Below are 24,788 nucleotides of genomic sequence, written 5' to 3'. Positions count from 1 at the left end.
CTTATGAAACAACAGTGGCAGGCGCTGCGCGCGCATCAGTCTGAAGTCGGTACGAAAAGCATCGCGGGCCTGTTGGAAAACCCGGCCCGCGCGGCCGAATTCTCGGCTCGTCATGGGGATATGCTATTCGACTTTTCCAAAACCACTCTTGATGCCAAGGCCCTGTCACATCTTCTTGACCTGGCAAAACAAGCCGATGTCGAGGCCAGGCGCGAGGCAATGTTTTCGGGGGCAAAGATCAATGAAACCGAAGGGCGTGCGGTGTTGCATACCGCGCTGCGCAATCTGAACGCGGCGGTAAAGGTGGATGGCGAGGCTGTCATGCCGCCAGTGCGGGCCACCTATGCGCGCATGGCCGAGTTTGCCCATGATCTGCGCCGCGGCAAGATTTGCGGTCAGGGTGGGGCCTATACCGATGTGGTGAATATCGGGATTGGTGGGTCGGATCTGGGGCCGGCGATGGCCTATTTGGCGCTTGCCCCCTATGCCGATGGGCCGCGCTGCCATTTTGTCAGCAATGTGGATGGTGCGCATATCCATGACACGTTGCGCGGCCTGAACCCGGAAACGACACTGGTGATCATCGCCTCCAAAACCTTTACCACCATTGAAACCATGACCAATGCCGAAACCGCGCGCGCCTGGATGGCCAAGAAAGTGGCCAATCCCGCCGCGCAATTTGCCGCTGTTTCGACCGCTGCCGACAAGACCGCCGCCTTTGGCATTGATGCCGCGCGGGTCTTTGGTTTTGACGATTGGGTCGGTGGGCGCTATTCGGTCTGGGGGCCGATCGGGTTGTCGTTGATGCTGGCAATCGGGCCTGCCGGGTTCGATGATTTTCTGGCGGGGGGGGGCGGATATGGACGCGCATTTCCGCCATGCCTTGCCCTCGCAGAACCTGCCGATTCTGCTGGCGCTGGTGGGCATCTGGCACAACCAGATCTGTGGCTATACAACCCGCGCCGTGCTGCCGTATGAGCAACGCCTGACGCGCCTTCCCGCATATCTGCAACAGCTGGAAATGGAGAGCAACGGCAAGCGCGTCTCAATGGATGGCGCAGATCTGGTTGAACATTCAGGGCCGGTGGTCTGGGGCGAACCCGGCACCAATGGCCAGCACGCTTTCTATCAGTTGATCCACCAGGGCACCCGCGTTGTTCCTTGTGAGTTTATCGTGACGCGGCAAGGGCATGAGCCGGAATTGGCGCATCAGCATTTGCTGCTTGTGGCCAATTGCCTTGCGCAGTCAGAAGCCTTGATGCGTGGCAGGACATTGGCGCAAGCCACTGAAATAATGGCGAAAAAAGGATTGACGGGCGCCGAGCTGGACCGCCAGGCGCGCCATAGGGTATTTCCCGGCAATCGCCCCTCGACCACGCTGGCAATCTCCAGGTTGACGCCCTTTGCCTTGGGGCAGATCATCGCGCTGTATGAACATCGGGTGTTTGTTGAGGGCGTGATTTTGGGCCTGAATTCCTTTGATCAATGGGGCGTTGAATTGGGCAAGGAACTGGCTGTGGCCTTGCAACCGATCCTGGAACGCCGTGCCTCGGCCGATGACAAAGACGCCTCGACCCGGATGCTGGTGGAATATCTGACCGCCGCACCAAACGCCTGAACAGTGTTTAGCTGTCAGGGGGGGCTTTACCCCCTGACAGCGACGATTGGCTCAGGGAAGTGCGGCGATCACCAAAACCTCAACCCGGTAGGCGGGGGTGGCAAGTTTTGATTCGCCGGTGGCCCGCGCGGGTGCGTGGCCCTGTGGCACCCAGGCATCCCAAACCGCGTTCATTTCGGCGAAATCGGCCATATCGGCTATCCAGATCTGGGTGGTCAGAATACGGGTTTTATCGGTGCCCGCCTCGGCCAGCAGACGGTCTACATTGTCCAGACAATCCTTGGTTTGTTGCGTGACGGATGCATCCGCCGTTCCCACCTGACCCGCCAGATAGACAACGCCGTTATGGATGACAGATTGGCTCATACGCGGGCCGGTGTGATTGCGCTTGATTTCAGCCATGGAAAACTCCTCTTTTCATGCGATGCCCATTGCCTAACGCGGCAGGCCGCAAGTGGAAAGGGGGATTGGGGCGGGCCAGGCGCGCAAGGGCCAAGGAAACGGAAATTTCCCCATCAGACCGCTTGGCGGAATTGCCCCCAATGCAAGAGTGGCAAGGGTCGTTCAATCCATCCTGCCGGCGCAAGGGCGCAGCTGATCCCAAACCCAACAATCACCGCCCCCTTAGCGACGCAATCAGCACCGATGCGGTGAAAATCATCGCCGCCACCGCGATGATCGAGGGGCCGGCGGGGGTATCAAACTGCAAGGACAGTTGCAGCCCTGCCAATACCGATAGGGCGCCGATGACAACCGCCAACAGCGCCATGCCTTCCGGGCTGCGCGCAAGGCTGCGGGCAGCGGCGGCCGGGATGATCAGCATGGCCGAAATCAGAAGGGCTCCGACGATTTTAAGCGCCACAGCGACAGTGATGGCCAGTGCGATGGTCAGCGCAAGCCGTTCGCGGTTGGGGTTGATGCCGGACGCCTGGGCAAGGTCTTCGCTGAGGGTGGCGGTAAGCAGCGCCTGCCAGCGCCAGAGCAAAATCGCCACGATGACGGCCGCACCGGCCCAGACAAAGGCAAGATCACTTTTGGAGACGGTAAGAATATCACCGAACAGCAGGCCAGACAAATCCGCGCGCACCCCCGGAAGGAAGCTGATCGCAACAAGGCCAAAGGCAAGGGCGGCATGGGCCAGCACGCCCAGCGTGGTATCAACCGCCCAGCCACGGGCCGCAAGCGCCGAGACGGTAAGCGCCATCGTCAGCGCAACCAGCATTGTGCCAACCCCGATCGGCAGCGAAAGCGCCAGCGCCAATGCCACGCCCAGAATTGCCGCGTGGCTGGTCGCATCGCCGAAATAGGCCATGCGCCGCCACACAACAAAAGCGCCCAAGGGGCCAGTGGCCACAGCCACGCCAATACCCGCAAGCGCAGCACGCACCAGAAAATCATCAATCATGGCGATAAGGGGCATGGCTGTCGGGGGCTTTCTGCGTGCTGTGGTCATGGCCGCAGTCCGGGCCATGCGCGTGGGTTAAACCGGGGCCGTGGTTGTGATCGTGATCATGGCGGTACAGGGCCAGCGCGCCCTGGGTGCCAAAGCCGAACAGGGCGCGGTATTCGGGCGCATCGCGCACCACCGCAGGCGCGCCTTCGCAGCAGATATGACCGTTCAGGCAGATCACCCGATCAGAGGCGGCCATCACCACATGCAAATCATGGCTGACCAGCAAGACGGCGGCACCGGTGTCGCGGCGAACCTCTTCGATCAGATGATAAAAGGCGGCCTCGCCGGGTTGGTCTAGGCCCTGAGTGGGTTCATCAAGAATCAGGATCTCGGGTTGGTTCAGCAATGCACGGGCTAGAAGCACGCGTTGCAACTGGCCGCCCGAAAGATCGGCAAGCTGGCGCTGCTCAACCCCCGAAACCCCGCAACGGGCCAGTACCTGGGCAGCCTGGCGATCGGTGCAGCGTTTGGGCAGGGACAAAAAGCGGCGCGCCGTCATCGGCATCGGCCGGTCAATATGCAGGCGTTGCGGCACATAGCCAATACGCAGGTCAGGGCGGCGCGTGACGTGGCCTGCAGCCAACGGCTGAATGCCCAAAAGCGCGCGCAGCAGGGTGGATTTACCTGACCCGTTGGGGCCGACGATGGTGACAATCTCGGCAGGCTCTATCACCAGCGAGACATCGGCCAGAATATCCGCCCCGCCAAGGCGGACGGTCAGGGCATTGGCGGCCAGCAGGCTCATACCGTGGTCCCGCTGGCCAAGGTGCAGGGTGGCGTGCAGGCGGGGCAAAGGCCCAGAGCCTCGATGCTGGTCCGTTCGACCGTAAAGCCGATGGATTTTGCGGCGGTATTCAACGCATCACGGACGGGGCCGCCCGCGGTTTCGGCCAAGGCATCGCACCCCCGACAAATCAGGAAAACCGGGGCGTGATCGGTTTCGGGATGCATGCAGGCGGCAAAGGCGTTAAGGCGGCGGACCTTGTGGGCCAGCCCCTGTTCCACAAGAAATTCCAGCGCGCGATAGGCAACGGGCGGCTGGTTGCCAAACCCGGCAGCCGCAAGCCGTTCCAGCACGTCATAGGCCCCCAAGGCGCGATGCTCGGCCAGTAAGATTTGCAGGGTTTGGCGGCGAACCGCGGTAAGGCGAAGGTTGCGTTCAGCCAAAAGCGCCTCGGCCCGTGCGATCCCTGTATCGGCGCAGCGGCTGTGATCATGTGTATGGAACGCGTTGGGGGGAGGAGACATTTCACACCTTGACTTGTTATAGTATAACATACTGTATGGCCGCCGCATTCACAAGACAGGAGTCCCCGCATGTGCAGATTTTTTACAGCCCTTTTAGTTTTGGCCTGGGGGCAGGCCGCTTTGGCCGATGCGCCCAAGGTGGTGGTTGATATTGCTCCGGTGCAGGCTTTGGTGGCGATGGTGATGGGCGACACAGGCGCGCCGGGGCTGTTGCTGCCGCAAGGTGCCGATGCCCATGATTTTCAGTTGCGGCCCAGCCAGGCGCGGGCATTGGCGGCGGCGGATCTGGTGATCTGGGTGGGGCCTGAAATGACACCCTGGCTGGGGCGGGCGCTGATGGGGGGGGGCAATGGCGCGGCGGTGGCGTTGCTTGATGCCCCGCAGGTGGTCAGGCGCGGGTTTGAAGGCGAAAATGCGGCCGCAGGCCATGACCACACATCACACGACCACCTGCATGAGGGGCTGGACCCGCATGCCTGGCTGGAGCCGGCAAACGCGCAGATCTGGCTGCGGGTGATCGCAGACGCCCTGGCCATCGCAGACCCGACGCAGGCAGCGGTTTATCAGGCGAATGCGGATGCAGCCCAGGCGCAGATCGCCACAATAGAGGCCGAGATCGCGGCAATTCTGGCCCCTGTGAAGGGGCGCCCCTTTGCCGTGACCCATGATGCCTATGGGTATTTCGCCGACCATTTCGGCTTGCAGATTGTTGGCAGTTTGCGGACCGGCGATGCGGCGATGCCGGGGGCTGCGCATCTGACGGGCCTGCAAACGGCGCTACTGGCCGAGGGGGCCGTGTGCATTTTCCCCGAGGCCAATCATGATGACAGCAGTGCGCGGCAGATGGCCGAAGCGGTTGGGCTGCATTTGGGCGGGGCGCTGGACCCCGAGGGCAGCAGCCTGACGCCCGGACCGGCGCTCTATGGCGATTTGATGCTGGGGCTGGCAACCGTTTTGGCCGCGTGTTTGTCGCGCCCCTAGCCTGAAGCGTGTTGCACATAATTGCATTCAGCCCCGACCCCGAACGCGTTCTGCCCCTGCAAACGCTGTCTCGGGGCCGTGGCTGAAAACATGAACCTGATAAAACGCAACACAGTCTAGCCCGCAACCCGCAGCATTACCGGGCCGGGGTGCACGGTGCCGATAATCGCGGCGGCTTCGCCTGCGGCTTGCAGGGCGCTTAGCACCGCCTGCGCCTGCGCCTGTGCCTGTGGCACAATGGCAAGCAACCCGCCTGCGGTTTGCGGATCGTACAGCAAAGCGGCCCGCGGCGTGTTGGGGGCGTTGATGCGGCCAAGGCACAGCGCGCGATTGGCGGGCGCTATGCTGGAGGCAATGCCCATCGCCGCAAGCGCCTCGGCACCCGGCAAGATCGGCACAGCGCGCAGGTCGATGGTCGCGCCAAGGCTGGCACCTGTCAGCATTTCCAGCAAATGCCCGGCAAGGCCAAAGCCGGTCACATCGGTCATCGCGGTGGCATGCGGCGCCAGAATTTCCGAGGCTGTGGCAAGCGGGCGCAGCATAGAGGCAAAGCAGGTTGTCACCACCTCTCCCAGTAACGTGTCGGGCAGGCGTGTGGCGGCCATTTCGGCGGCAAGAATGGTGCCGGTGCCGATTGGCTTGGTCAGGATAATGGCCGCACCGGGCCCGGCGCCTGCCTTGCGGACAGGGTTTTGCGCAAGACCAGTGATGGAAAACCCGATTGTCAATTCGCCCCCGAGCGCGCTGTGCCCCCCCAGAATATCCGCCCCCGCAGCGCCAAACACTTCGGCAGCGGCAGTCAAAATCTCCGCCAGCATTTCGGCTTGCAGGTCTGGCCCCAGACGCGGCAGGGTGATTTGTGACAGCGCCGATTGCGGCTGCGCCCCCATGGCCCAGATATCACCCAAGGCGTGAATGGCGGTAATACGCGCCATCAGGGCGGCGTCATTGGTAAAGGCGCGCAGGTGGTCGGTGGTCAGCACCTGCACCCCTTGCCCTTTGCCAAGGCTTATGATGCCCGCATCATCGCCCGGACCGGACAGAACATCAGCGCGTTTGGGCGCGGGCAATCGGCGCAGCGCGGCGGCAAGCGTGCCGCCCCCCACCTTGGCCCCACACCCACCGCAAAGCGGCTTTTCGCCCAGCGCCTCGGCCAGTCCTTGCACGGCCTCTTTCGGCGGCCTGGCCGCGGGCATCACTGGATATTCCGCGAATTTCGCCATGAATTTCCGGTCAATCCGGTCTTTCCAATGCCAAAGCCACGCCCCTTCAAGCCGCAAGCCAAGCTTGTCGGCGACGGCATGGTTTCGCCCGGCCGAGATGAGTTTGAGGTAGTCACGCTGCGGCTGGTAGCGGCGCAGCGGCGCGCCCGACAGGGTTGCGCGCAGATTATGGAACAAAACCGGGGCCTGACGTACGGCAAACACCCCCGCCTTGGGGCGCGGCGCATAGCCCATATGGGCGCAATCGCCGACGGCAAAGACAAGCGGATCGCTGCTTTGCAAGGTTGGCGACACGGTAACAAAGCCCTGATGCAGGCCCAGCCCGATGTCTTGCAGCCATGCCTGCGGCTGGGCCCCGGCCACTGACAGCGTGAAATCCGACGGCAGGGTTTGGCCATTGGTCAAGGTGACGCCCGTGGCGCAAACCTGCGCCGGTTCCACCCCGGTCATCAGCGTGATATTGTAATGCGCAAGCTGCGCCAAAAGGGCTGCACGGGCGCCAGCGCCAATGTTGGGCAAGGCGGTAGCGGCCCGGTCCAGCAAGGTGATATGCGGTTTGCGCCCGCTGTGCTGTAACCGATGCGCCGAGGCCATGGCAAGCTCTGCCCCGCCCACGCCTGCGCCAATGATCACCACATGGGGCGTTTGCGGCGCGGTTACGACAAAGTCTTCCCAGCGTTCGGCATAGCCGCCAAGCGGCTTTGCCGCGACTGCGTGATCGTCAAACCCGGCCAGATCCGGCAGGTTTGACGCGATACCGATATCTATTGAGGCAACATCATAGCGCAAGCGGCGGCCATCGTGCAAAATCACCTGCTGCGCTGTGCGGTCCAGCCCTGCGGCGCGGCCAAGAATGACGCGCGCGCCCGCAAAGCGGCCAAGCCGCACCAGATCAATCATCATTTCGGCCCGCGCATAATGGCCGGCGATATGGCCGGGAAGCATGCCGGTATAGGGGGCAACCGGGCCGGGATTGATGACCGTGATGCGGGTGCCGGCTTGGGGCTGCATCCCCCATTTGCGCAAAATCAACGCATGGGCATGGCCACCGCCGATCAGCAACAGGTCGCGCAATTGGGGCCATGGGGGGGGCGTGCATCGGGGCCTCGGTTTCATCTGTGGGCTGGCGGGTTGGGCAAACCCTAGCTTTCGCTGGGGCCGAAGGCGATAGCAAAGCAGACCACAGTTGCGTGACCTGTGGTCACGGGCTAGGTTTGCCCAATCGTCCTTTGGCCAGGAAAGGCCCGTCATGCCACGCCAGACCGCCCGCCTTTCCCTGAAACAAAAGCTGGGGCTGAATACCTCGCTGACAACCTCTATCCGGGTTTTGCACTTGGATGCCACAGGGTTGACCCGCTATCTGGAGGAACAGGCCGGGCAGAACCCGCATCTGGCGCTGGGCCCGCCGCCGATGGACCCGATGATATGGTTGCCGCGCTGGACCACGGCCTTTGCGGCGCAAACCATGGGGCAAACCGGCAGCCACGACATTGGCGCGATGCTGCAAGCGCCAGCCCTGGGCCTGATCGCCCATGTCACGCGTGAGATCGACCATGTGGTGACGACAATGGCCGAGCGCGAAATCGCCTTTGCCCTGGTGCAGGCATTGGAACCGTCCGGCTGGCTTGGCCGCCCGCTTGCGGCGATTGCGGCAGAGGCAGGGTTTGGCGTTGACGATGCCGAGCGCGTTTTGAAGCGGCTGCAAACCATTGAGCCGACAGGAGTTTTTGCACGATCCCTGGCCGAGTGTCTGCAATTGCAGGCGATTGAAAGGGATTGTTATGACCCCGTGATGGCCTGCGTTCTGGCGCATCTGGATGTACTGGCGGCAGGGGATATGGCCCGGTTGGCCAGGTTTTGCGCGGTGCCCGAGGCCGAGGTGATGGCCTGTTTGCGGGTGATCCGCAGCTTTGACCCAAAGCCGGGGGCGCAATTCGGCCAGGATGCCGCGCTGGTCCGCGAGCCGGATCTGGCGGTGTCACGCGGGGCAACGGGCTGGGTGGTCAGCCTGAACCGATCGGCGCTGCCCGATGTTCAGATCACCACCGCGCCCACGCGTGCCAGCGCCGATGCCAAGGCACTGGCTGCGGCCCGAGAATTGCAGCGTATTGTGACCAATCGCAATCAGACCCTGCTGCGCGTGGCGCAAGCGATCCTGAAGCGGCAGGAACGGGTTTTGACGCAGGGGCTGGAGGTGTTGCAGCCGATGACCATGCAAGAGGTGGCCACGGCGCTTGATCTGCATGTCAGCACCATCAGCCGCACCATAGCCGGGGTATCGGTGGATGCTCCGCGCGGCACGGTCTGGCTGCGGGCGCTGTTCACCGCCCCTGTGGGCGGCGAAGGCGGCGTTGCCTCGGGGGCGCTGCGGGCAAAGTTGCTGCGGCTGGTTCGCGATGAGAACCGGGCGCAACCGCTAAGCGATCAAGCCCTGGCCGAGGCCTTGTCATCACCGGGGTCGCCCCTGGCGCGGCGTACCGTTGCCAAATATCGTGCCTTGCTGGAAATCCCGCCGGCCCATCGCCGCAAAAGACACGGCTGAATCTGGCGCAACCAGGCGAATTCGGTCGCATGAGGCTGGGCAAGCCACCGGAATCTGTCTTACATCGCGCAAGGGCCCGATGCTGCGGGTGACAAATGGATTGGACGGCAATGAGCCTTTTTCTGGGTGTTGATACTGGCGGAACCTATACGGATGCCGTGATTCTTGACGATGCAACCGACCGCGTGCTGGGCAAGGCCAAATCACTGACCACCCGACAAGACCTGTCGCTGGGAATTGGCCGCGCGGTTGATGCCGCGCTTGAGTTTGCCGGAATTGCGCCGGGCGATGTGGCGATGGTGTCGCTGTCAACCACGCTGGCCACCAATGCGCTGGTGGAAGGGCAGGGCGGGCGCGTGGCGCTGGTGTTCATCGGCTTTGATGAGGGCGATCTGGAGCGGGGCGGGCTGAGTGAGGCACTGGGCGGTGACCCGGTGATCCGGCTGGCGGGCGGGCATAGCCATGCGGGCCAAGAGGCAGCCGCCTTTGATGCTGCCGGGCTAGAGGCGGCGCTGGCCGAACATCATGTAATGGGCTTTGCCGTGGCCGCGCGCTTTGCCACGCGAAACCCCACGCATGAACTGGCCGCACGCGATATCATCCGCCGGGTGACGGGGCGCCCTGTGACCTGCTCGCATGAACTGTCGGCCAACCTGAACGGGCCAAAGCGGGCGCTGACCGCGGTGCTGAACGCGCGGCTGATCGGGATGATTGACCGGCTGGTGGCCGCCTGCGAAAGCCATGTGAAAAAGCGCGGGATTGATGCCCCCTTGATGGTCGTGCGCGGGGATGGCGCGCTGATTTCGGCGGCAATGGTCCGTGAGCGCCCGATCGAGACGATTCTGTCGGGCCCGGCCGCATCCATTGTCGGGGCGCGCTGGCTGACGGGGGCGACAGATGCGCTGGTATCCGATATTGGCGGCACCACGACCGATATTGCCATGCTAAAGGGCGGCTTGCCTGAAATTGACCCCTTGGGCGCAAGGGTTGGTGGCTATCGCACCATGGTTGAGGCGGTTGCGATGCGCACCACCGGCCTTGGCGGCGATAGCGAGGCGCATCTGATTTTGACAGGGCTGGAGGGCGGGTTTCGCCTTGGGCCGCGCCGATTGATCCCCGTGTCGCTGCTGGCGGTAGACCATGGCGCGATGGTGCATGACGCGCTTGACCGGGCGCTGGGCATGGAATCGGTGGGAGAGCATGACGGTCGTTTTGTGATTCCGATGGGGTTTGAACCGGCGGGGCTGACCCCGCGTGAGGCGGCCTTGCTGGCGCGTATCACGCATCCGATGGCTTTGGCGGCCGCGCTTACCTCGCGGCTGGAAGTGGCGGCGATGGAACGGCTGGTGGCGCGGGGCCTTGTGATGCTGGCGGGGGTAACGCCGTCAGATGCCAGCCATGTGCTGGGCGGGCTGAGTGATTGGGATGCGGGGGCAGCGGAAAAGGCGCTGCGGTTGCTGGCGCGGCGGCGCAATGGGCGCGGCGACAGGATGGCCGGGGATGCCGCCACGCTGGCCCGCGCGATTGTCGACCAGTTGACCGAACAAACCGCAACCTGCCTGCTTGAGGCCGCTTTTGGGGAAGATGCCGCCTTTGAGGGGCAAGATGGTGACACCCTGGCCCAACACCCGATGCTGAAGGCCGCGCTGAACCAACACCGCGGCGTGATGGAGCTTTCGGCCCGTGTTGGCGTGCCGATTATCGGGCTTGGGGCCTCGGCCCCGTTTTATTATGGGGCTGTGGGGGTGCGGCTGGGCGCGCAGATGATTTTGCCAGAGCATTCCGGGGTGGCCAATGCCATCGGTGCCGTGGTCGGGCAGGTCAGCCAGCGCGCAACGGGTCTGGTGACCTCGGCGGGCGAAGGGCAGTTTACCGCGCATATGACCTACGGCCCCGAACGCTATTCCAGCAAAGAGGCCGCGATTGACGCGATGCTGGTGGCACTGACGGCCGATGCCATTGCAAGGGCACGGCTTGCGGGCGCGGATGAGCTGCTGATTGCCACCAACCAGGATGAGCGCGGCGCCAAGGTTGAGGGCCGTGCGATGTTCGTTGAGGCAACGATCACCGTCACCGCCTCGGGGCGGCCCAGAGTGGCCCACCCCAGCCCAGCAACCGAGGAGGGAAGCGCTGGCATAAGTGGCACCGGGTATAAAATCACCTGAACCAGAGGCGAAATTGCAGATGAATGCAGCATCAGGATCGTTTTCCTCTTGACGCCTCGCGCTTGCCGCCTTACCAGCCGCGTTAAGTGGCGAGGTAGCTCAGCTGGTTAGAGCACACGACTCATAATCGTGGGGTCGGGGGTTGGAGTCCCCCCCCCTCGCCACCACTTTCACACAGTGATGACAAGCACGCAAAAACAGGCTCTTAACCAAAGATCCCGGTCATAGCGCTGATAGATCCCGGCCGATCACCAACGACTTGAACAGGTGCTTTCTTGTCACGGGTCGCATGAACGGGATTTGCGGCAATCTGTGTTGCGGCGCTCCCGCTTCTGGACAAGAATTATCCACTTTCTTCAGGACAACATCCTTCCTGATGCAGGTCTGGGGGGGCTGACTTGCCTGCCATGCCTCTTGGGGCCGATCTGCTGACCGGTACGGGTGATACGCCAAAAGCGCCGTATCTGGGGATGATGACGCGGGCGATGCGCAAGCCGAAGGATGCAGACGGGCGAAGGCAGTGCTTATGCGGCCATTCCGGGCCGCCTGCCAGGCTATCGGGTGGCGCTGGCCGAGGGGGATATGCGCGGCGCTTGCCAATGGCGTTGTGGGGGCGCTGTTTGGCGGCGTTAACCAAGCCTATAGGATTGCCGACCGCAGCGGGCTGGCCGTTGTGCGCTGGTATGTGCGCCGTCGCGTGGGCGGTGCCTTGACGAACCCCGAGGCGGTCAAGGCTTTGGTCTTGGGGCTTGCGCCCTGACAAGAAACCCCAGCCGCCGGGGTACCCTGGGGTAGTAGGCGGCTGCGGATTAGCCGGTCAGTGCCGCAGACATGGAAAAACCCCGGCAGCACGGCAGCCCCTGATCTGTTGGCGCGGGCGATGCAAAGGGAAGGCCGGGCAGATTGTCCCGGTCTTTCAGCTTTCAGGACAAGCGCACAGCGAAAACAGAGTGTTTTCAAGGGCGGGTTAAAGTGGTTTTCAACGGCTGGGAAGATTTATTTGCAAAAAACTGTAAAATCAAAACGTTGGCTGGTCTTTTGGAGGCGGGTACCGGAATCGAACCGGTCTACTCGGATTTGCAATCCGGTGCATAGCCTGCCTGCCCACCCGCCTCTGTGCCGCATTGATTAGTCAGGACCGTGCGCGGCGTCAAGACCCATCAGCCAAGTTTTCCCGCACCCAGCATGATATTTACCGGGCGCGGGCCTTTTCGAAGACCGATCTAATCGCGGAAAAACCGGCTTTCCTTGATCTGGTCCCAAGCCCAGACCACCTCTTGCAAGCGCTCTTCATCGGAGCGGTCACCACCGTTCATATCCGGATGAAGATCCTTCACCAAACTTTTGTATTGCTTGCGAATTTCTGGCTTGGTCCAGGTATCTCGCGCATCCAAAATCTCCAGCGCCTTGCGCTCGGTCGAGGGCAGCTTGCGCGTTGCCGCTGCCGGGTTGATCTTGCCGGGGTTTTGCGTGCCTTTCTCGCCCAGGATTTCCATCGGGTCATTCACCCCAAGGCGCGACCAGACATGACCCTCATCGGGGCGCTTGTTGAACGGCTTGGTTTCCCGGCCCCAGACCCGGTCTTTATCGGCAAAAGCTGCCAGCTCTTCCTCGGTGCTGCCCTGAAAGAAATTCCACTTCAGATTGTATTCGCGTACATGGTCTTTACAAAACCACAGAAACTCATCCAACTGGTCGGGGCTTTGAGGCGCGCGATACAGGCCCGGCTCCTCGCAGCCGCCAAATTCGCAGGTCTTTTTGGACGTCTCAAACGCCCCCGACATACCGCGACGCCCGGTCTTGCGCTTCTTCTTGTCCGAAGAAACGCGCATATCGAATTCAAATGGGGGACGTGCTGTCATGATGTTGCCTTTCCAACTCGAAGGCGAGAGTTTAGACTATTGTTCAACGGATAGAAGGGGGTTGACAGAGTTATGCGCATTGCCGACGAAATTAAGGACAAATTGAGCGGGGCCTTCGCGCCAGATCATCTTGAGGTGGTGAATGACAGCCATCGCCATATCGGCCACGCGGGCGATGATGGAACGGGCGAGACGCATTTCAATGTCACCATACGCGCGGCCGGTTTTGCCGCGATGGGGCGCGTGGCCCGCCACCGTGCTGTGCATGCAGCCCTTGGCCCTGATCTTATTGCCCGTATCCACGCGCTTGCGCTGGATGTCGGTTGACAGCCTTTGCACGCAATTTGAATTGGATTGCGTGCATATCACGGCACATAGCGCAGCAGCAAACCTGGCTGCCCGGACCCAAAGCCTTGCTTGGCCTTCATCTTGGCAAAAATACCTGAAACCTTTGGCCATTTGACGGCGCAATGCAAAAAAGGACCGGGTTTTTCGCCGGGCAAAAAGGGGGGGTGAAACCCACCGCCCCCAATTGCCCAGCCGTCAGCGATTGCGCTGCGCCTTCAATTCCAACCGCCGCGCATGCAGCACCGGTTCGGTATAGCCCGAGGGCTGTTCGCGCCCCTTGAATACAAGGTCGCAAGCCGCCTGAAAGGCGATGCCGTCAAAGTCGGGTGCCATGGGCCGGTAGGCCGGGTCGCCGGCGTTTTGACGGTCCACCACCACAGCCATTTTTTGCATCGCGTCCATCACCCTGGCCTCGGATACCACGCCATGATGCATCCAGTTGGCCAGCGCCTGGCTTGAAATCCGGCAGGTCGCGCGGTCTTCCATCAAGCCCACATCATGGATATCGGGCACCTTGGAGCAGCCAACACCCTGGTCAATCCAGCGCACCACATAGCCCAGAATGCCCTGGGCGTTGTTTTCCACCTCTTGCATGATCTGCGCCTCACTCCAGCGCCGATAGCTTGCCAGCGGAATTTCCAGCACCGCATTCACATGCGCCCGCCGCCCGCCTGCGGCCAGCCGCTTTTGCACCGCGAACACGTCAATCTTGTGGTAATGCAGCGCGTGCAAAATCGCCGCGGTGGGCGAGGGGACCCAAGCGCAATTCGCCCCGGCCTTGGGGTGGTCAATCTTTTGTTCCAGCATCGCGGCCATCATGTCGGGCATCGCCCACATGCCCTTGCCAATCTGCGCGCGCCCCGAAAGCCCACATTCCAGCCCGATATCGACGTTCAAATTCTCATAAGCGCCGATCCAGCCCTTGCGCTTGATAAAGTCTTTGCGGCTGAACGGCCCGGCTTCCATGCTGGTATGAATTTCATCGCCGGTGCGGTCGAGGAAGCCGGTGTTGATGAAACACACCCGGTTTTTCGCGGCGCGGATACATTCTTTCAGGTTCACCGTGGTTCGGCGTTCCTCATCCATGATCCCCAGCTTCACCGTGTATTGTGGCAGGCCGAGCATCTTTTCCACAGCCGTGAAAATCTCATCGGCAAAGGCAACCTCTTGCGGCCCGTGCATCTTGGGCTTTACCACATAGACTGAGCCGGTCAGCGAATTGCCGCCCTCACGCTTCAAATCATGCATCGCGATCAGCGTTGTGATCACGGCGTCCATCAGCCCTTCAAAGGCCTCGTTCCCGTCAGCGTCCAAAATCGCCGGGTTGGTCATCAGATGCCCGACATTGCGCACCAGCATCAACGCGCGGCCCTTAAGCGTCAGGCTGCTGCCATCGGGTGCGGTAAAGGCGCGGTCATCGGCAAGGCGGCGCGTCACCACCTTGCCATCCTTCTCAAAGCTTTCCTCCAGATCGCCTTTCATCAGGCCCAGCCAGTTGGAATAGGCCAGCACCTTATCCTCGGCATCAACGCAGGCCACAGAATCCTCGCAATCCATGATCGCCGAGATTGCCGCCTCCATCTGCACATCGGCCAGCAGCGCGCGGTCGCGGCTGCCCATCGGATGCGCGCGGTCAAACACCAGTTCGACATGCAGGCCATTATTGACCAACAGCACCGCATCCGGCGCTTTGGGGTTGCCGCGATAGCCGGCGAATTTTGCAGGCTCCATCAGCGGCATATCATCGACCAGCAACTGCCCGCCTTGCACATGATAGCGGCGCACGTCGGAATGGCTGGCGCCTTTGATCGGAAAGGCAAGGTCCAGAAACATCCGCGCCCGCGCCACAACCCGCGCGCCATGCCCACGCTCATACGCGCCTTTGGGGGGCTGCACGCCCATCGCATCGGTGCCGTAAAACGCATCATACAGGCTGCCCCAACGGGCATTCGCCGCATTCAGCGCAAAGCGGGCGTTGGTGATCGGCACCACAAGCTGCGGGCCAGCAATCTTGGCAATCTCCGGGTCAACATTCGCCGTCTCAATCGTGAAATCCGCGCCCTCTGGCACCAGATAGCCGATTTCGGTCAGGAATTTCATATAGGCATCGGCATCATGCGGCTGGTCGCGGTGGGCGATATGCCAGGCATCAATCTGCGCCTGAATTTCATCGCGTTTGGCCAGCAGCGCGCGATTTTTGGGGCCAAGCGTGTTGATGATCCCCGACAGCCCCGCCCAAAATACATCCGCCGAAATCCCGGTTCCCGGCAAGGCGCGGTCCTGGATAAACTGCGCCAGTTGCGCATCTACCTTGATTTCGGCTTTATCCAACATCTGTGCCATGGTGACGCCCTTTTCTGCCTGCATACAACGGAATACAATTAGGCCTTATCGCCCCCAAAAGCAAATGGATTGCCCGGATTCCCACTGGCCTTTGCCAAAATCACTTTCTCGGGATTTTTGAAAATCCCGGTCGGTTATTCGCCAGCCCAGAATTTGCCAGCCGGTTGTTTTGTCGGATGGCCTGAAGCCGCAACGCCGATCAGCGCCTGAACGAAGCGTGGCCCAACCCCCTACCCATGCTTTGCGCCATGGGAAACGGGGGGTGCCACCGCTTGCACCGATATCTTGCAAAAGGTTTGCATTTTCGCCGTGTTTGGCATCACAAATCCAGGCATAATTGGCCCGCGGGGGCAGGGCGGGCGCGGCGCGGGCTGGCTTTGCGATGATCGAAAAACAGGGGCGATGAGGCCGGGGCGGCAAGGGGCTCTATCAGTTCCGGCCTGTCTTGGGCAAGGTTGGTCGCCTGCCGCACGCCTGCCATGGCCGCACGCGCCGCACGCGCCGCATGGGCCAGATCAATCACCGGCTCGGGATAGCGTTGGCCCAGAACCGTTTGGGCCTGTGGCCATTTCCAAGGGGTTTGTAAAAACGCATCCGGCACCGTGGCCAGTTCCGGCACCCAGCGCCGGGTAAAACTGCCGCCCGGATCATGCGCAAGTGCTTCTTTTACCGGATCAAAGACCCGCATCCGGCCGCCCCCGCTCATGCCTGCGTGGCGCTGAATCTGTGGCCAGTGCAGGCCGGGGTCATAATCGGTCAGGCGTCGCGCCAGAACCTGCCCTACCGACCGCCAATCCAGCCACAGATGATAGGTTGCGACCGCTGTCACCATCGCCCGCGCCTGAAAGTTGATCCAGCCAGTCGCCGCCAGATAGCGCATGCAGGCATCCAGATACGGCAGGCCGGTTTGCCCCGCCACCCATGCCTCGAACCGCGCGCCTTCATGCATCCGGCCCGGCAAGGCCCCCGCTGCCGCATCCATCGCGCAATGTTCCAACTGCGGCGCATCCGCCAAGGTTTGGCTGAAATGCGCCCGCCAGGCAATCCGGCCTTGAAATGCCCGCAAATTCGCGGCCCATTCTGCGCCGGGCTGCGCGGCAAGCCGGTCTTGCACGGCCTGCCGCACCTCGGCTTCTGAAATCGCCCCGATCGTCAGATAGGGTGACAGCCGCGAACAGGCCCGCTCGGTTCCCAAGGGCGAGGCGATTGCCTGCCGATAGCCCAACCCGCGCTGGCCCAGAAAGCTGTGCAACAGGGCCAAGCCCTGCGCCCGCCCGCCCACTTGCCGGTGCGGGCAGTCATCGGGCCGCAGCCGCAGGGCCCGCGCGTTGGGGATGACGCCCGGCTCTATTGCGGCAACCATCCGCACGCGTTGCGGCGCGGCCAGCACCTCGTCGCGCGGTGACAGTTCCAGCCATTCAATCCCGGCCTCTCTGGCCCAGGCCGCAACCCGCTGGTCGCGTGCAACGCTCCAGGCATTGGCGGCGCCTTGATGGCTGATGATCCGGGTGATCTTGTTTTGCCTGCACAGCCGCGCCAGCACTTCCACCGCGCAGCCGACCCGCACCACCAAAGGCGCGCCCAGCCCCGCCAGATCGCGCCGCAAACCGGCCAGCGTTTCAGCGATAAAGCCCCATTGCCGCGCCGATGTATCCGGCTGCGCCCAATAGTCCGGTTCGGCGATATAGACCGGCAAAACCGCGCCCATCCCCACCGCATCGGTAAGGGCAGGGTGATCTTCCACCCGCAAATCGCGCTTGTACCAAACCAGAACATTCATAGAACATACATCTAGCGGGTGCCGGGATTCGTAAACCCCCTTTTGTGTCGGCACCCCATCCAAAGCGCGGTTGAATCCCTGCTGCCCCGCCGTTAACGTGGCGCAAATGAACCCGCGAAAAGGCCCAAAGCATGAGCAGCGCAGCCCCCCACGCCATTCTTCTGGCCGATTATAAGCCCTTTCCCTATCTTTTGGGCCATGTCGACCTGCATTTCGCGCTGCACCCCACGCAAACGCGGGTCAAGGCGCGGCTGGCTTTTGCGCCTAATCCTGCGGCTGAACCGGGCCAGGATTTGCGGTTGGATGGCGAGCAGCTAGTGCTTAAATCGCTGGCGCTGAACGGCAGCCCTTTGGGGCTTCAACCCGATGCAACCGGCCTTACGATCCCGTTCGCAGACCTGCCAAAGGGGGCCTTCACGCTGGAAACCGAGGTCGAGATTTCGCCGCAAACCAACACCTCGCTTGACGGTCTTTATATGTCAAACGGCATGTATTGCACGCAATGCGAGGCGCAGGGGTTTCGCAAGATCACCTTCTACCCCGACCGCCCCGATGTGATGGCCCGCTTTGACGTGACAATGGAAACCGATTTGCCGGTGCAGCTTTCCAATGGCAACCCAACCGGCCCCGGCGCATGGCACGACCCCTGGCCAAAACCGGCCTATCTGTTTGCGCTGGTCGCCGGGGATCTGGTGGCCCATTCAGATAGTTTCACCACAATGTCAGGCCGCAGTGTGGCGCTGAACATCTACGTCCGGCCCGGCGATGCCCATAAATGCGCCTATGCCATGGACAGCCTGATCCGCTCGATGAAATGGGATGAACAGGTTTACGGCCGCGAATATGATCTTGATATCTTCAATATCGTTGCGGTCGATGATTTCAATATGGGGGCTATGGAAAACAAGGGGTTGAACATCTTCAACTCCAAGCTGGTGCTGGCCACAGCCGAGACAGCCACAGATGATGATTACGCCCGTATCGAGGCCGTGATAGCCCATGAATACTTCCACAACTGGAGCGGCAACCGCATCACCTGTCGCGATTGGTTCCAACTGTGCCTGAAAGAGGGGCTGACCGTTTACCGCGACCAGCAGTTTTCCGGCGATATGCGCGGCCACGCCGTCAAGCGCATTGACGATGTGCTGACCCTGCGCGCCCGCCAGTTCCGTGAGGATCAGGGCCCGCTGGCCCATCCGGTGCGGCCCGAAAGCTATATGGAAATCAACAATTTCTATACGGCCACGATTTATGAAAAAGGCGCCGAGGTGATCGGCATGCTGAAACTTCTGGTTGGCGACGATGCCTATGCAAAGGCGCTGGATCTGTATTTTACGCGCCATGACGGCCAGGCCGCAACAATCGAAGACTGGCTCAGGGTTTTTGAAGACACCACGGGCCGCGATCTGACCCAGTTCAAACGCTGGTACACCGAGGCGGGAACGCCCCGGCTGAAGGTCACAGATGACTTTAAGGACGGCACCTATACCCTTCATTTTGAACAGGAAAACCGCGCCACACCGGGCCAGCCATGGAAAGGCCCAAAGGTGCTGCCGATTGCGGTCGGCCTCTTGTTTGGCGATGATGAAACCCACAGCCCCACAACCGTACTGGAGATGACCGAAACGCGGCAGAGCTTCCAGTTCAAGGGTCTTGCCCACCGCCCGTGCCCGTCGATCCTGCGGGGCTTTTCAGCGCCGGTGGTGCTGGATCATCCGCAGCAATACCCCCAGCATGATTTTTTGCTGGCGCATGATACCGATCCTTTCAACAAGTGGGAGGCGGGGCGTGCCTTTGCCAAAGACCAACTGGCCCGCATGACTGCCGGGGCCGAGTTGTCGCCAGCCTGGGCAAAGGCGCTGGCGCGCGTGGTTCTGGATGCCGGTCTTGACCCGGCTTTCCGCGCGCTCTGTCTGCGCCTGCCAAGCGATGACGACATGGCCCAAACCCTGCATGACGCCGGGCAAACCCCTGATCCTGATCGTATTTACGCCGCACGCCGGGCGATGGGCGATGCCCTGGCCGCCCATATGGAACCGCATCTGCCCGGTCTGGTCGCGGATATGGCCAATCCCGGCCCGTTCACCCCCGATGCAAAAGCGGCGGGGCGGCGGGCGTTGGGGAATGCGGCTTTGGCGCTGCTTACGCGCGTTGATCATGGGGCTGCGGCGCAGATGGCCTATGCGACAGCCGACAATATGACCGACACGGTGGGGGCGCTGTCGTGCCTGCTTGATATCGGCGCGGGCGAGGCCGAGGCGGCACTATTCGCGGAGCGCTGGTCTGGTGATGCCAATGTGATGGACAAGTGGTTCGCGCTGCGCATTGGCCTGGCCACACCGGGCAAGGCCGTTGCGGTGGCGCAAGAGCTGACCGCGCATCCGCTGTTCAACTGGAAAAACCCGAACCGTTTTCGCGCGCTGATCGGCACGCTTGCCGGCCATCATGCGGGCTTTCATGCGGCCAACGGGGCAGGCTATGCCTTTGTTGCGGAATGGCTTTTGCGGATGGATCAGCTTAACCCGCAAACTGCCGCCCGCCTGTCCACCGGGTTTGAAACCTGGCCCCGCTACAGTGCCGGCCGCCAGGCCCTGATCCGCGCAGAGCTGCGGCGCATACAGGCCACCCCCGGCCTTAGCCGCAACCTTGGCGAAATGGTGGGGCGCATGCTGGACAGCTAGGGCATAACAGCCCGCTTGAACCGCTTCTTGCAAGGGACTATGCAGTCGCCAAGCCACCAAAAGGGACACGCCATGCTTGATCTGACCTATGAAAACCCGAAACCTCGCGTCATCGCCGGGGCAAAGCAAGATTGGGAACTCGTGATCGGGCTGGAAATCCATGCGCAGGTATCTTCCAACGCCAAACTGTTTTCGGGTGCCTCTACCCAGGTCGGCGCGGAGCCCAATTCAAACGTCGCTTTCGTGGATGCCGCCATGCCCGGCATGCTGCCTGTCATCAATGACTATTGTGTGGAACAGGCTGTCCGCTCGGGGCTTGGGCTCAAGGCGAAAATCAATCTGTGGTCGGCGTTTGACCGTAAAAACTATTTTTACCCGGATCTGCCGCAGGGCTATCAGATCAGCCAGCTTTACCACCCCATTGTGGGCGAAGGCGAAGTGCTGGTTGAACTTTCGCCCGGCGCTGATGGGCAAAGAATCGCCCGTTTGGTGCGCGTCGAACGCATCCATCTGGAGCAAGACGCTGGCAAATCCATCCATGACATGGACCCGACCATGTCTTTCGTAGATTTCAATCGTACCGGTGTCGCCCTGATGGAAATCGTGTCCCGCCCCGATATCCGCTCGGCCGAGGAAGCGACGGCCTATGTCACCAAGCTGCGCCAGATTTTGCGCTATCTGGGCACCTGTGACGGCAATATGCAAAACGGCAACCTGCGCGCCGATGTGAACGTGTCGGTCTGCCCCCCCGGCCAATATGAGAAATACCAGGCGACCCAGGATTTCAGCCATCTCGGCACCCGCTGCGAGATCAAGAACATGAACTCCATGAGGTTCATGACCCAAGCCATTGATTATGAAGCCCGCCGCCAGATTGCCATTCTGGAGGATGGCGGCGAGGTCATTCAGGAAACCCGCCTTTATGACCCGGACAAGGGTGAAACCCGCTCCATGCGGTCCAAGGAAGAGGCGCATGATTACCGTTATTTTCCATGCCCTGACCTGCTGCCCCTGGAAATCGAACAGGCTTGGGTCGATGCTATCGCCGCCAGCATGCCCGAACTGCCCGACGCCAAAAAGGCCCGTTTCATGGGCGATTTCGGCCTGACCGATTATGACGCCAATGTGCTGACCGCCGATCTGGACAGCGCGGGCTTTTTCGAATCCGTCGCACAGGGCCGTGATGGTAAAATTGCCGCCAACTGGGTTATCAACGAACTTTTCGGCCGCCTGAACAAGGAAGGCCAGACCATCGCAGACACCCCGATGTCAGCCGATCAACTTGGCGGTATCATCGACCTTATCACTTCGGGCGAAATCTCGGGGAAAATGGCCAAGGATCTGTTTGATCTGGTCTGGACCAAAGGCGGCAACCCGGCCGAGGTCGCGGCGGCAAATGGCATGAAACAGGTCACCGACACCGGCGCGATTGAGGCGGCTGTGGATGAGATCATTGCCGCCAACCCCGCACAGGTTGAAAAGGCAAAGGCCAACCCGAAACTTGCCGGCTGGTTTGTCGGTCAGGTCATCAAGGCCACGGGCGGCAAGGCGGCCCCGGCGATGGTGCAAGAACTGGTGGCCCAAAAGCTGGGGCTGTAACATTGCGCGCGTAATCTGCGCAACTTTCTGCCAGACTGCCCGCGATCACGGCAAAGTTGATCGTGGGCAGGCTCGACATCGGCGACCAGATGGCCGATTACCCCCATATGTCGATACGTGCATTCATATCCCTGTTGATGATGGTTCTCATCTTGCCATGGGGCGCTTATGCCGCCGGCCCGGTGGCCGCCGCACCACAGCTTGCCACGCAAACGGCCATGCCCGACGATACCGGGCTTTATGATGCCAAAGGCGCAGAAATCACGGCCCGCAAACACTGCCGCACCGCGATTCTGCCCGGCTCTCTCTGCGGTGCCGATTCCATTTTGCCGAACAGGGCGGTTGGTGCCACCGATACGCAAGGCCCGACAGTGCAGATGCACCCGCTTGATTGGCCGGGGCAGGGCCAAAGCCCATCACCCCCCCGCGACCCACCCCGCGTAATCTGATCGGTCGCTTGGCGCACAGCCACCCCATCAGAATAACAAGGATTTTCAGAATGTTGACCAGACGCAGCTTTGTCGCCTGTGGCGCAATGGCGGGCCTTTCGGCCTGTGTTCAAACCCCTTTCGCACAAGTGCAGGCCCCGCCACCGCCGCCGGTCTACCCGCCGCTTCCGGCGTTTTATGGCCCGGTTTACGGCGAGCCCTTTCCAATTCCGGCGGTCGAAGAGGGCATCATCAACCCCGAACTCTGGCGGCAAGAGGTGCAAAACCCTTGGCCCAACCAGGCACGCGGCACCATCATGATCGACCCCGATGCCGCCCTGTTGCATTTCATCGAAAGCCCCGACATGGCAATCCGCTATGGCGTCAGCGTTGGCGCGCAGGGGTTTTCGTGGAATGGCACCGCGCGGCTGCAATTCACCCGTAAATGGCCAGTCTGGAAAGTGCCCGCCGATATGATCAAACGCCGCCCCGATCTTGCCCCCTATTCGGTCGCCAATGGCGGCATGCAGCCCGGCCCCGGCAATCCACTTGGCGCGCGGGCGCTGTATCTGTTCCAGAACGGCGTTGATACGCTCTACCGCATCCATGGCGATGCTGGCGCCAAGGAGTTGGGGCGCGCGGTATCGTCGGGCTGTATTCGGATGCTCAATCAAGATGCGATTGATCTATATGATCGGTCTGTCCATGGCGCTGCGGTCACTGTTTTGCCCTCACTCTTGCCGCCAGGTTTGGCGGGGCTGTATTGAGGGCCGCTTTTTTTTTGGGGGGGGGCTTTTGCCCCCTTTCCGGTTGCTGCGCCACGTCTTCGCAAACACCCCCTTTCCCCGCGCTGCCCAATCGGCTAGTTTCCCTCGATACCTATCCCGGAGGCCCCATGAAACGCTATGAATATCAGGTGGTTCCCGCCCCTAAAAAAGGCGAGAAGGCCAAAGCGGCCAAAACCACGGCCGAGCGTTTTGCCGTGGCGCTGACCACCTTGATGAACAAGATGGCGCGCGAGGGGTGGGACTATCTTCGCGCCGATACCTTGCCTTGCGACGAAAGAGCGGGGCTTACGGGTACAAAAACCCTGTTCCAGAACATGCTGGTTTTCCGGCGCGAGCTGCATGCCGAAGCCGTTGAAATGCTGGAACCGATGGCCCGTCACAAAGCCGTGCCGCCGGTTCGCCATGCGCCCAAACCCTCGCCCGTTCCGGTCGGGCTTTTCGCTGAAACGGCGTCAGATCAGGCGGACCCCATGAAGACGGGGCCAGATCAGGTGGAGCCAGATCAGGTGGAGCCTGTGAAGGAAACGCCCAAATCCGGCAATTCGGTCATTGCCCCCGCTGATCAACTGCAGGCCGAACACGGCCCTGCAGGCCGTATCATGCCCGGCTGATCCCCTGTTATCCCCGCGCAGCGTTCAAAGCCGCTGGCAAGGCCGCAGCAAAGATGGCCAGCGCCGCCTCATCGCCCAGACTGACCCGGAGACAGCGGTCCATCGGCGTGATGGCTGGCATGCGTACAAAGACACCCCGCGACCCAAGCTCTTGTAAAACCCTGCGGGCAAAATCGCCGTCGCGGCCGCAATCCATACAGATAAAATTTGTGGCCGAGGGCAAAGCCTGCAATCCATTTTCCTGCGCCACGCCCGCAAAGCTTTGCCGCGCCGCGATCACCTTTGCCTTGACGCTGGCCAGCCACGCCTGATCGTGCAGCGCCGCAATCGCCCCCGCTTGTGCAATCCGGCCGACCCCGAAATGATTGCGCACCTTGTTGAACGCCTGCACCAGATCAGGGGCTGCGATGCCATAACCAACCCGAAGCCCGGCCAGGCCATAACCCTTGGAGAAGGTTCGAAACCGGATCACGCGCGGGTCATCTGGCGCGATATTCGGGGCGCTGCCGTCAGGGGCAAGGTCGATATAGGCCTCATCCAGGATCAACAGGCAACCCTGGGGAAGATGCGCGATCATGTCCTCGATCACAGTCGCGTCCAATTGGCTGCCCATCGGATTGTCGGGGTTTGCCAGATAGATCAGCTTGGCCCCAACCGCATGGGCGCGGGCCAAAAGCGCTGCCGGATCTTCAAAATCGCCATGATAGGGCACTTTGTGAAGCGTGCCGCCAAAGCCTGTGACATGAAAATTGAAAGTCGGGTAGGCACCATCCGAGGTTACAACCGCATCACCGGGGCCAACCACCAGCCGCACCAGATATCCCAACAACCCGTCAATGCCTTCGCCCACAACGATGTTTTCGGGCGTGGTGGCATGGTGCTGCGCAAGGGCCGCGCGCAGGTTGTGAACCTCGGGGTCGCCATACATCCAGACATCTTGTGCCGCAGCCGCCATTGCGGCGATGGCCTGCGGGCTGGGGCCGAACATATTTTCATTCGCGCCAAGCCGGGCCGAAAAAGGCCGGCCAGCGGCACGTTCCTGCGTTTCAGGGCCAACAAAAGGCACAGTTGCCGGAAGCGAGCCGGCGAGAGCGGTATAGCGGGGCGTTTTCATAGCA

General features: G+C 61.6%; 19 protein-coding genes, 2 tRNA genes and 1 pseudogene. 12 read left to right on the top strand and 10 right to left on the bottom strand.

Annotated elements, in window-relative coordinates; all coding sequences use genetic code 11:
• Nucleotides 1-3 precede the first annotated feature (3 nt).
• Nucleotides 4-1,618 (top strand): annotated as a pseudogene (gene pgi / locus VDP61_RS10780) (glucose-6-phosphate isomerase).
• A gap of 51 nt (nt 1,619-1,669) precedes the next feature.
• Here pgi and VDP61_RS10775 read toward each other — a convergent pair.
• The 4 genes from VDP61_RS10775 to VDP61_RS10760 all read right to left on the bottom strand — a co-directional run bounded on the left by VDP61_RS10775 (nt 1,670) and on the right by VDP61_RS10760 (nt 4,319).
• Nucleotides 1,670-2,020: a RidA family protein gene (locus VDP61_RS10775; RefSeq protein ID WP_323006896.1), complete on the bottom strand. Its 351-nt coding sequence runs from the start codon at nt 2,018-2,020 to the stop codon at nt 1,670-1,672.
• 211 nt (nt 2,021-2,231) lie between these two features.
• Nucleotides 2,232-3,023: a metal ABC transporter permease gene (locus VDP61_RS10770; protein WP_323006966.1), complete on the bottom strand. Its 792-nt coding sequence runs from the start codon at nt 3,021-3,023 to the stop codon at nt 2,232-2,234.
• A complete protein-coding gene (locus VDP61_RS10765; protein ID WP_323006895.1) occupies nt 3,016-3,816 on the bottom strand; it encodes a metal ABC transporter ATP-binding protein in 801 nt (266 codons plus the stop codon). Before VDP61_RS10765 ends, VDP61_RS10770 begins: the two co-directional genes overlap by 8 nt.
• Nucleotides 3,813-4,319, bottom strand: a complete 507-nt coding sequence (locus tag VDP61_RS10760; RefSeq protein WP_323006894.1) for a transcriptional repressor — start codon at nt 4,317-4,319, stop codon at nt 3,813-3,815. The genes VDP61_RS10765 and VDP61_RS10760 overlap by 4 nt, the downstream gene beginning before the upstream one ends.
• Before the next feature lie 69 nt (nt 4,320-4,388).
• On the opposite strand from VDP61_RS10760, the gene VDP61_RS10755 reads away from it, so the two are divergent.
• Complete coding sequence (locus tag VDP61_RS10755; RefSeq protein WP_323006893.1) at nt 4,389-5,300, top strand: zinc ABC transporter substrate-binding protein; 912 nt, start codon at nt 4,389-4,391, stop codon at nt 5,298-5,300.
• Nucleotides 5,301-5,416: 116 nt separating this feature from the next.
• Here VDP61_RS10755 and selD read toward each other — a convergent pair whose 3' ends face one another.
• Nucleotides 5,417-7,597: a selenide, water dikinase SelD gene (gene selD / locus VDP61_RS10750; protein ID WP_323006892.1), complete on the bottom strand. Its 2,181-nt coding sequence runs from the start codon at nt 7,595-7,597 to the stop codon at nt 5,417-5,419.
• Between the two features lie 175 nt (nt 7,598-7,772).
• Between selD and rpoN the strand changes: the two genes are divergently transcribed.
• The 4 genes from rpoN (at nt 7,773) to VDP61_RS10730 (ending at nt 11,990) form a co-directional block, all read left to right on the top strand.
• On the top strand, nt 7,773-9,065 hold the full coding sequence (rpoN, locus tag VDP61_RS10745; protein WP_323006891.1) for an RNA polymerase factor sigma-54: 1,293 nt from the start codon (nt 7,773-7,775) through the stop codon (nt 9,063-9,065).
• Between the two features lie 110 nt (nt 9,066-9,175).
• Nucleotides 9,176-11,230 (top strand): hydantoinase/oxoprolinase family protein, encoded by a 2,055-nt coding sequence (locus tag VDP61_RS10740; RefSeq protein WP_323006890.1) that lies wholly within the window; start codon nt 9,176-9,178, stop codon nt 11,228-11,230.
• Between the two features lie 88 nt (nt 11,231-11,318).
• A tRNA-Met gene (locus VDP61_RS10735) sits at nt 11,319-11,397 on the top strand.
• Nucleotides 11,398-11,756: 359 nt separating this feature from the next.
• Complete coding sequence (locus VDP61_RS10730; RefSeq protein ID WP_323006889.1) at nt 11,757-11,990, top strand: hypothetical protein; 234 nt, start codon at nt 11,757-11,759, stop codon at nt 11,988-11,990.
• Nucleotides 11,991-12,269: 279 nt separating this feature from the next.
• Here the strand turns inward: VDP61_RS10730 and VDP61_RS10725 are convergent.
• Nucleotides 12,270-12,343: transfer RNA gene (locus tag VDP61_RS10725), tRNA-Cys, on the bottom strand.
• A gap of 110 nt (nt 12,344-12,453) precedes the next feature.
• Nucleotides 12,454-13,092: a J domain-containing protein gene (locus VDP61_RS10720; RefSeq protein ID WP_323006888.1), complete on the bottom strand. Its 639-nt coding sequence runs from the start codon at nt 13,090-13,092 to the stop codon at nt 12,454-12,456.
• A gap of 72 nt (nt 13,093-13,164) precedes the next feature.
• Here VDP61_RS10720 and VDP61_RS10715 point away from each other — a divergent pair, with 72 nt between their 5' ends.
• Nucleotides 13,165-13,419, top strand: coding sequence for a BolA family protein (locus tag VDP61_RS10715; protein WP_323006887.1), 255 nt, complete (start codon nt 13,165-13,167; stop codon nt 13,417-13,419).
• Nucleotides 13,420-13,635: 216 nt separating this feature from the next.
• Here VDP61_RS10715 and VDP61_RS10710 read toward each other — a convergent pair whose 3' ends face one another.
• Nucleotides 13,636-15,774, bottom strand: a complete 2,139-nt coding sequence (locus VDP61_RS10710) for a malate synthase G (RefSeq protein WP_415234110.1) — start codon at nt 15,772-15,774, stop codon at nt 13,636-13,638.
• Between the two features lie 328 nt (nt 15,775-16,102).
• Entirely contained in the window at nt 16,103-17,563 is a 1,461-nt protein-coding gene (locus VDP61_RS10705; RefSeq protein WP_323006885.1) for an FAD-binding domain-containing protein, read from the bottom strand.
• Between the two features lie 131 nt (nt 17,564-17,694).
• Here VDP61_RS10705 and pepN point away from each other — a divergent pair, with 131 nt between their 5' ends.
• The 5 genes from pepN (at nt 17,695) to VDP61_RS10680 (ending at nt 23,670) form a co-directional block, all read left to right on the top strand.
• Nucleotides 17,695-20,244: an aminopeptidase N gene (pepN, locus tag VDP61_RS10700; RefSeq protein WP_323006884.1), complete on the top strand. Its 2,550-nt coding sequence runs from the start codon at nt 17,695-17,697 to the stop codon at nt 20,242-20,244.
• A gap of 72 nt (nt 20,245-20,316) precedes the next feature.
• Nucleotides 20,317-21,843, top strand: a complete 1,527-nt coding sequence (gatB, locus tag VDP61_RS10695; protein ID WP_323006883.1) for an Asp-tRNA(Asn)/Glu-tRNA(Gln) amidotransferase subunit GatB — start codon at nt 20,317-20,319, stop codon at nt 21,841-21,843.
• A gap of 62 nt (nt 21,844-21,905) precedes the next feature.
• Nucleotides 21,906-22,292: a hypothetical protein gene (locus VDP61_RS10690; protein ID WP_323006882.1), complete on the top strand. Its 387-nt coding sequence runs from the start codon at nt 21,906-21,908 to the stop codon at nt 22,290-22,292.
• Nucleotides 22,293-22,342: 50 nt separating this feature from the next.
• Nucleotides 22,343-23,038, top strand: a complete 696-nt coding sequence (locus VDP61_RS10685; protein WP_323006881.1) for a L,D-transpeptidase — start codon at nt 22,343-22,345, stop codon at nt 23,036-23,038.
• A gap of 128 nt (nt 23,039-23,166) precedes the next feature.
• Nucleotides 23,167-23,670 (top strand): DUF4177 domain-containing protein, encoded by a 504-nt coding sequence (locus tag VDP61_RS10680; protein WP_323006880.1) that lies wholly within the window; start codon nt 23,167-23,169, stop codon nt 23,668-23,670.
• A gap of 7 nt (nt 23,671-23,677) precedes the next feature.
• Here the strand turns inward: VDP61_RS10680 and VDP61_RS10675 are convergent, their stop codons facing one another.
• Nucleotides 23,678-24,784 carry a pyridoxal phosphate-dependent aminotransferase gene (locus VDP61_RS10675; protein ID WP_323006879.1) on the bottom strand — a complete coding sequence of 369 codons (1,107 nt, stop codon included), beginning with the start codon at nt 24,782-24,784 and terminating at the stop codon, nt 23,678-23,680.
• Nucleotides 24,785-24,788 lie beyond the last annotated feature (4 nt).

It is taken from the genome of Pseudorhodobacter sp. (assembly GCF_034675685.1).
Classification (GTDB): domain Bacteria; phylum Pseudomonadota; class Alphaproteobacteria; order Rhodobacterales; family Rhodobacteraceae; genus Pseudorhodobacter.
Note: the sequence above shows the minus strand (reverse complement) of the source record. Positions and strands in the feature narration are given on the sequence as shown.

What these genes read in the sequence shown, in the direction of transcription:
- VDP61_RS10675 (WP_323006879.1), bottom strand. Translation starts at nt 24,784, where the DNA reads ATGAAAACGCCCCGCTATACCGCTCTCGCCGGCTCGCTTCCGGCAACT.
- VDP61_RS10765 (WP_323006895.1), bottom strand. Translation starts at nt 3,816, where the DNA reads ATGAGCCTGCTGGCCGCCAATGCCCTGACCGTCCGCCTTGGCGGGGCG.
- pepN (WP_323006884.1), top strand. Translation starts at nt 17,695, where the DNA reads ATGAGCAGCGCAGCCCCCCACGCCATTCTTCTGGCCGATTATAAGCCC.
- VDP61_RS10740 (WP_323006890.1), top strand. Translation starts at nt 9,176, where the DNA reads ATGAGCCTTTTTCTGGGTGTTGATACTGGCGGAACCTATACGGATGCC.
- VDP61_RS10720 (WP_323006888.1), bottom strand. Translation starts at nt 13,092, where the DNA reads ATGACAGCACGTCCCCCATTTGAATTCGATATGCGCGTTTCTTCGGAC.
- VDP61_RS10715 (WP_323006887.1), top strand. Translation starts at nt 13,165, where the DNA reads ATGCGCATTGCCGACGAAATTAAGGACAAATTGAGCGGGGCCTTCGCG.
- VDP61_RS10685 (WP_323006881.1), top strand. Translation starts at nt 22,343, where the DNA reads ATGTTGACCAGACGCAGCTTTGTCGCCTGTGGCGCAATGGCGGGCCTT.
- gatB (WP_323006883.1), top strand. Translation starts at nt 20,317, where the DNA reads ATGCTTGATCTGACCTATGAAAACCCGAAACCTCGCGTCATCGCCGGG.
- rpoN (WP_323006891.1), top strand. Translation starts at nt 7,773, where the DNA reads ATGCCACGCCAGACCGCCCGCCTTTCCCTGAAACAAAAGCTGGGGCTG.
- VDP61_RS10760 (WP_323006894.1), bottom strand. Translation starts at nt 4,319, where the DNA reads ATGTCTCCTCCCCCCAACGCGTTCCATACACATGATCACAGCCGCTGC.
- VDP61_RS10730 (WP_323006889.1), top strand. Translation starts at nt 11,757, where the DNA reads ATGCGGCCATTCCGGGCCGCCTGCCAGGCTATCGGGTGGCGCTGGCCG.
- VDP61_RS10775 (WP_323006896.1), bottom strand. Translation starts at nt 2,020, where the DNA reads ATGGCTGAAATCAAGCGCAATCACACCGGCCCGCGTATGAGCCAATCT.
- VDP61_RS10770 (WP_323006966.1), bottom strand. Translation starts at nt 3,023, where the DNA reads ATGATTGATGATTTTCTGGTGCGTGCTGCGCTTGCGGGTATTGGCGTG.
- VDP61_RS10710 (WP_415234110.1), bottom strand. Translation starts at nt 15,774, where the DNA reads ATGTTGGATAAAGCCGAAATCAAGGTAGATGCGCAACTGGCGCAGTTT.
- VDP61_RS10680 (WP_323006880.1), top strand. Translation starts at nt 23,167, where the DNA reads ATGAAACGCTATGAATATCAGGTGGTTCCCGCCCCTAAAAAAGGCGAG.
- VDP61_RS10755 (WP_323006893.1), top strand. Translation starts at nt 4,389, where the DNA reads ATGTGCAGATTTTTTACAGCCCTTTTAGTTTTGGCCTGGGGGCAGGCC.
- VDP61_RS10705 (WP_323006885.1), bottom strand. Translation starts at nt 17,563, where the DNA reads ATGAATGTTCTGGTTTGGTACAAGCGCGATTTGCGGGTGGAAGATCAC.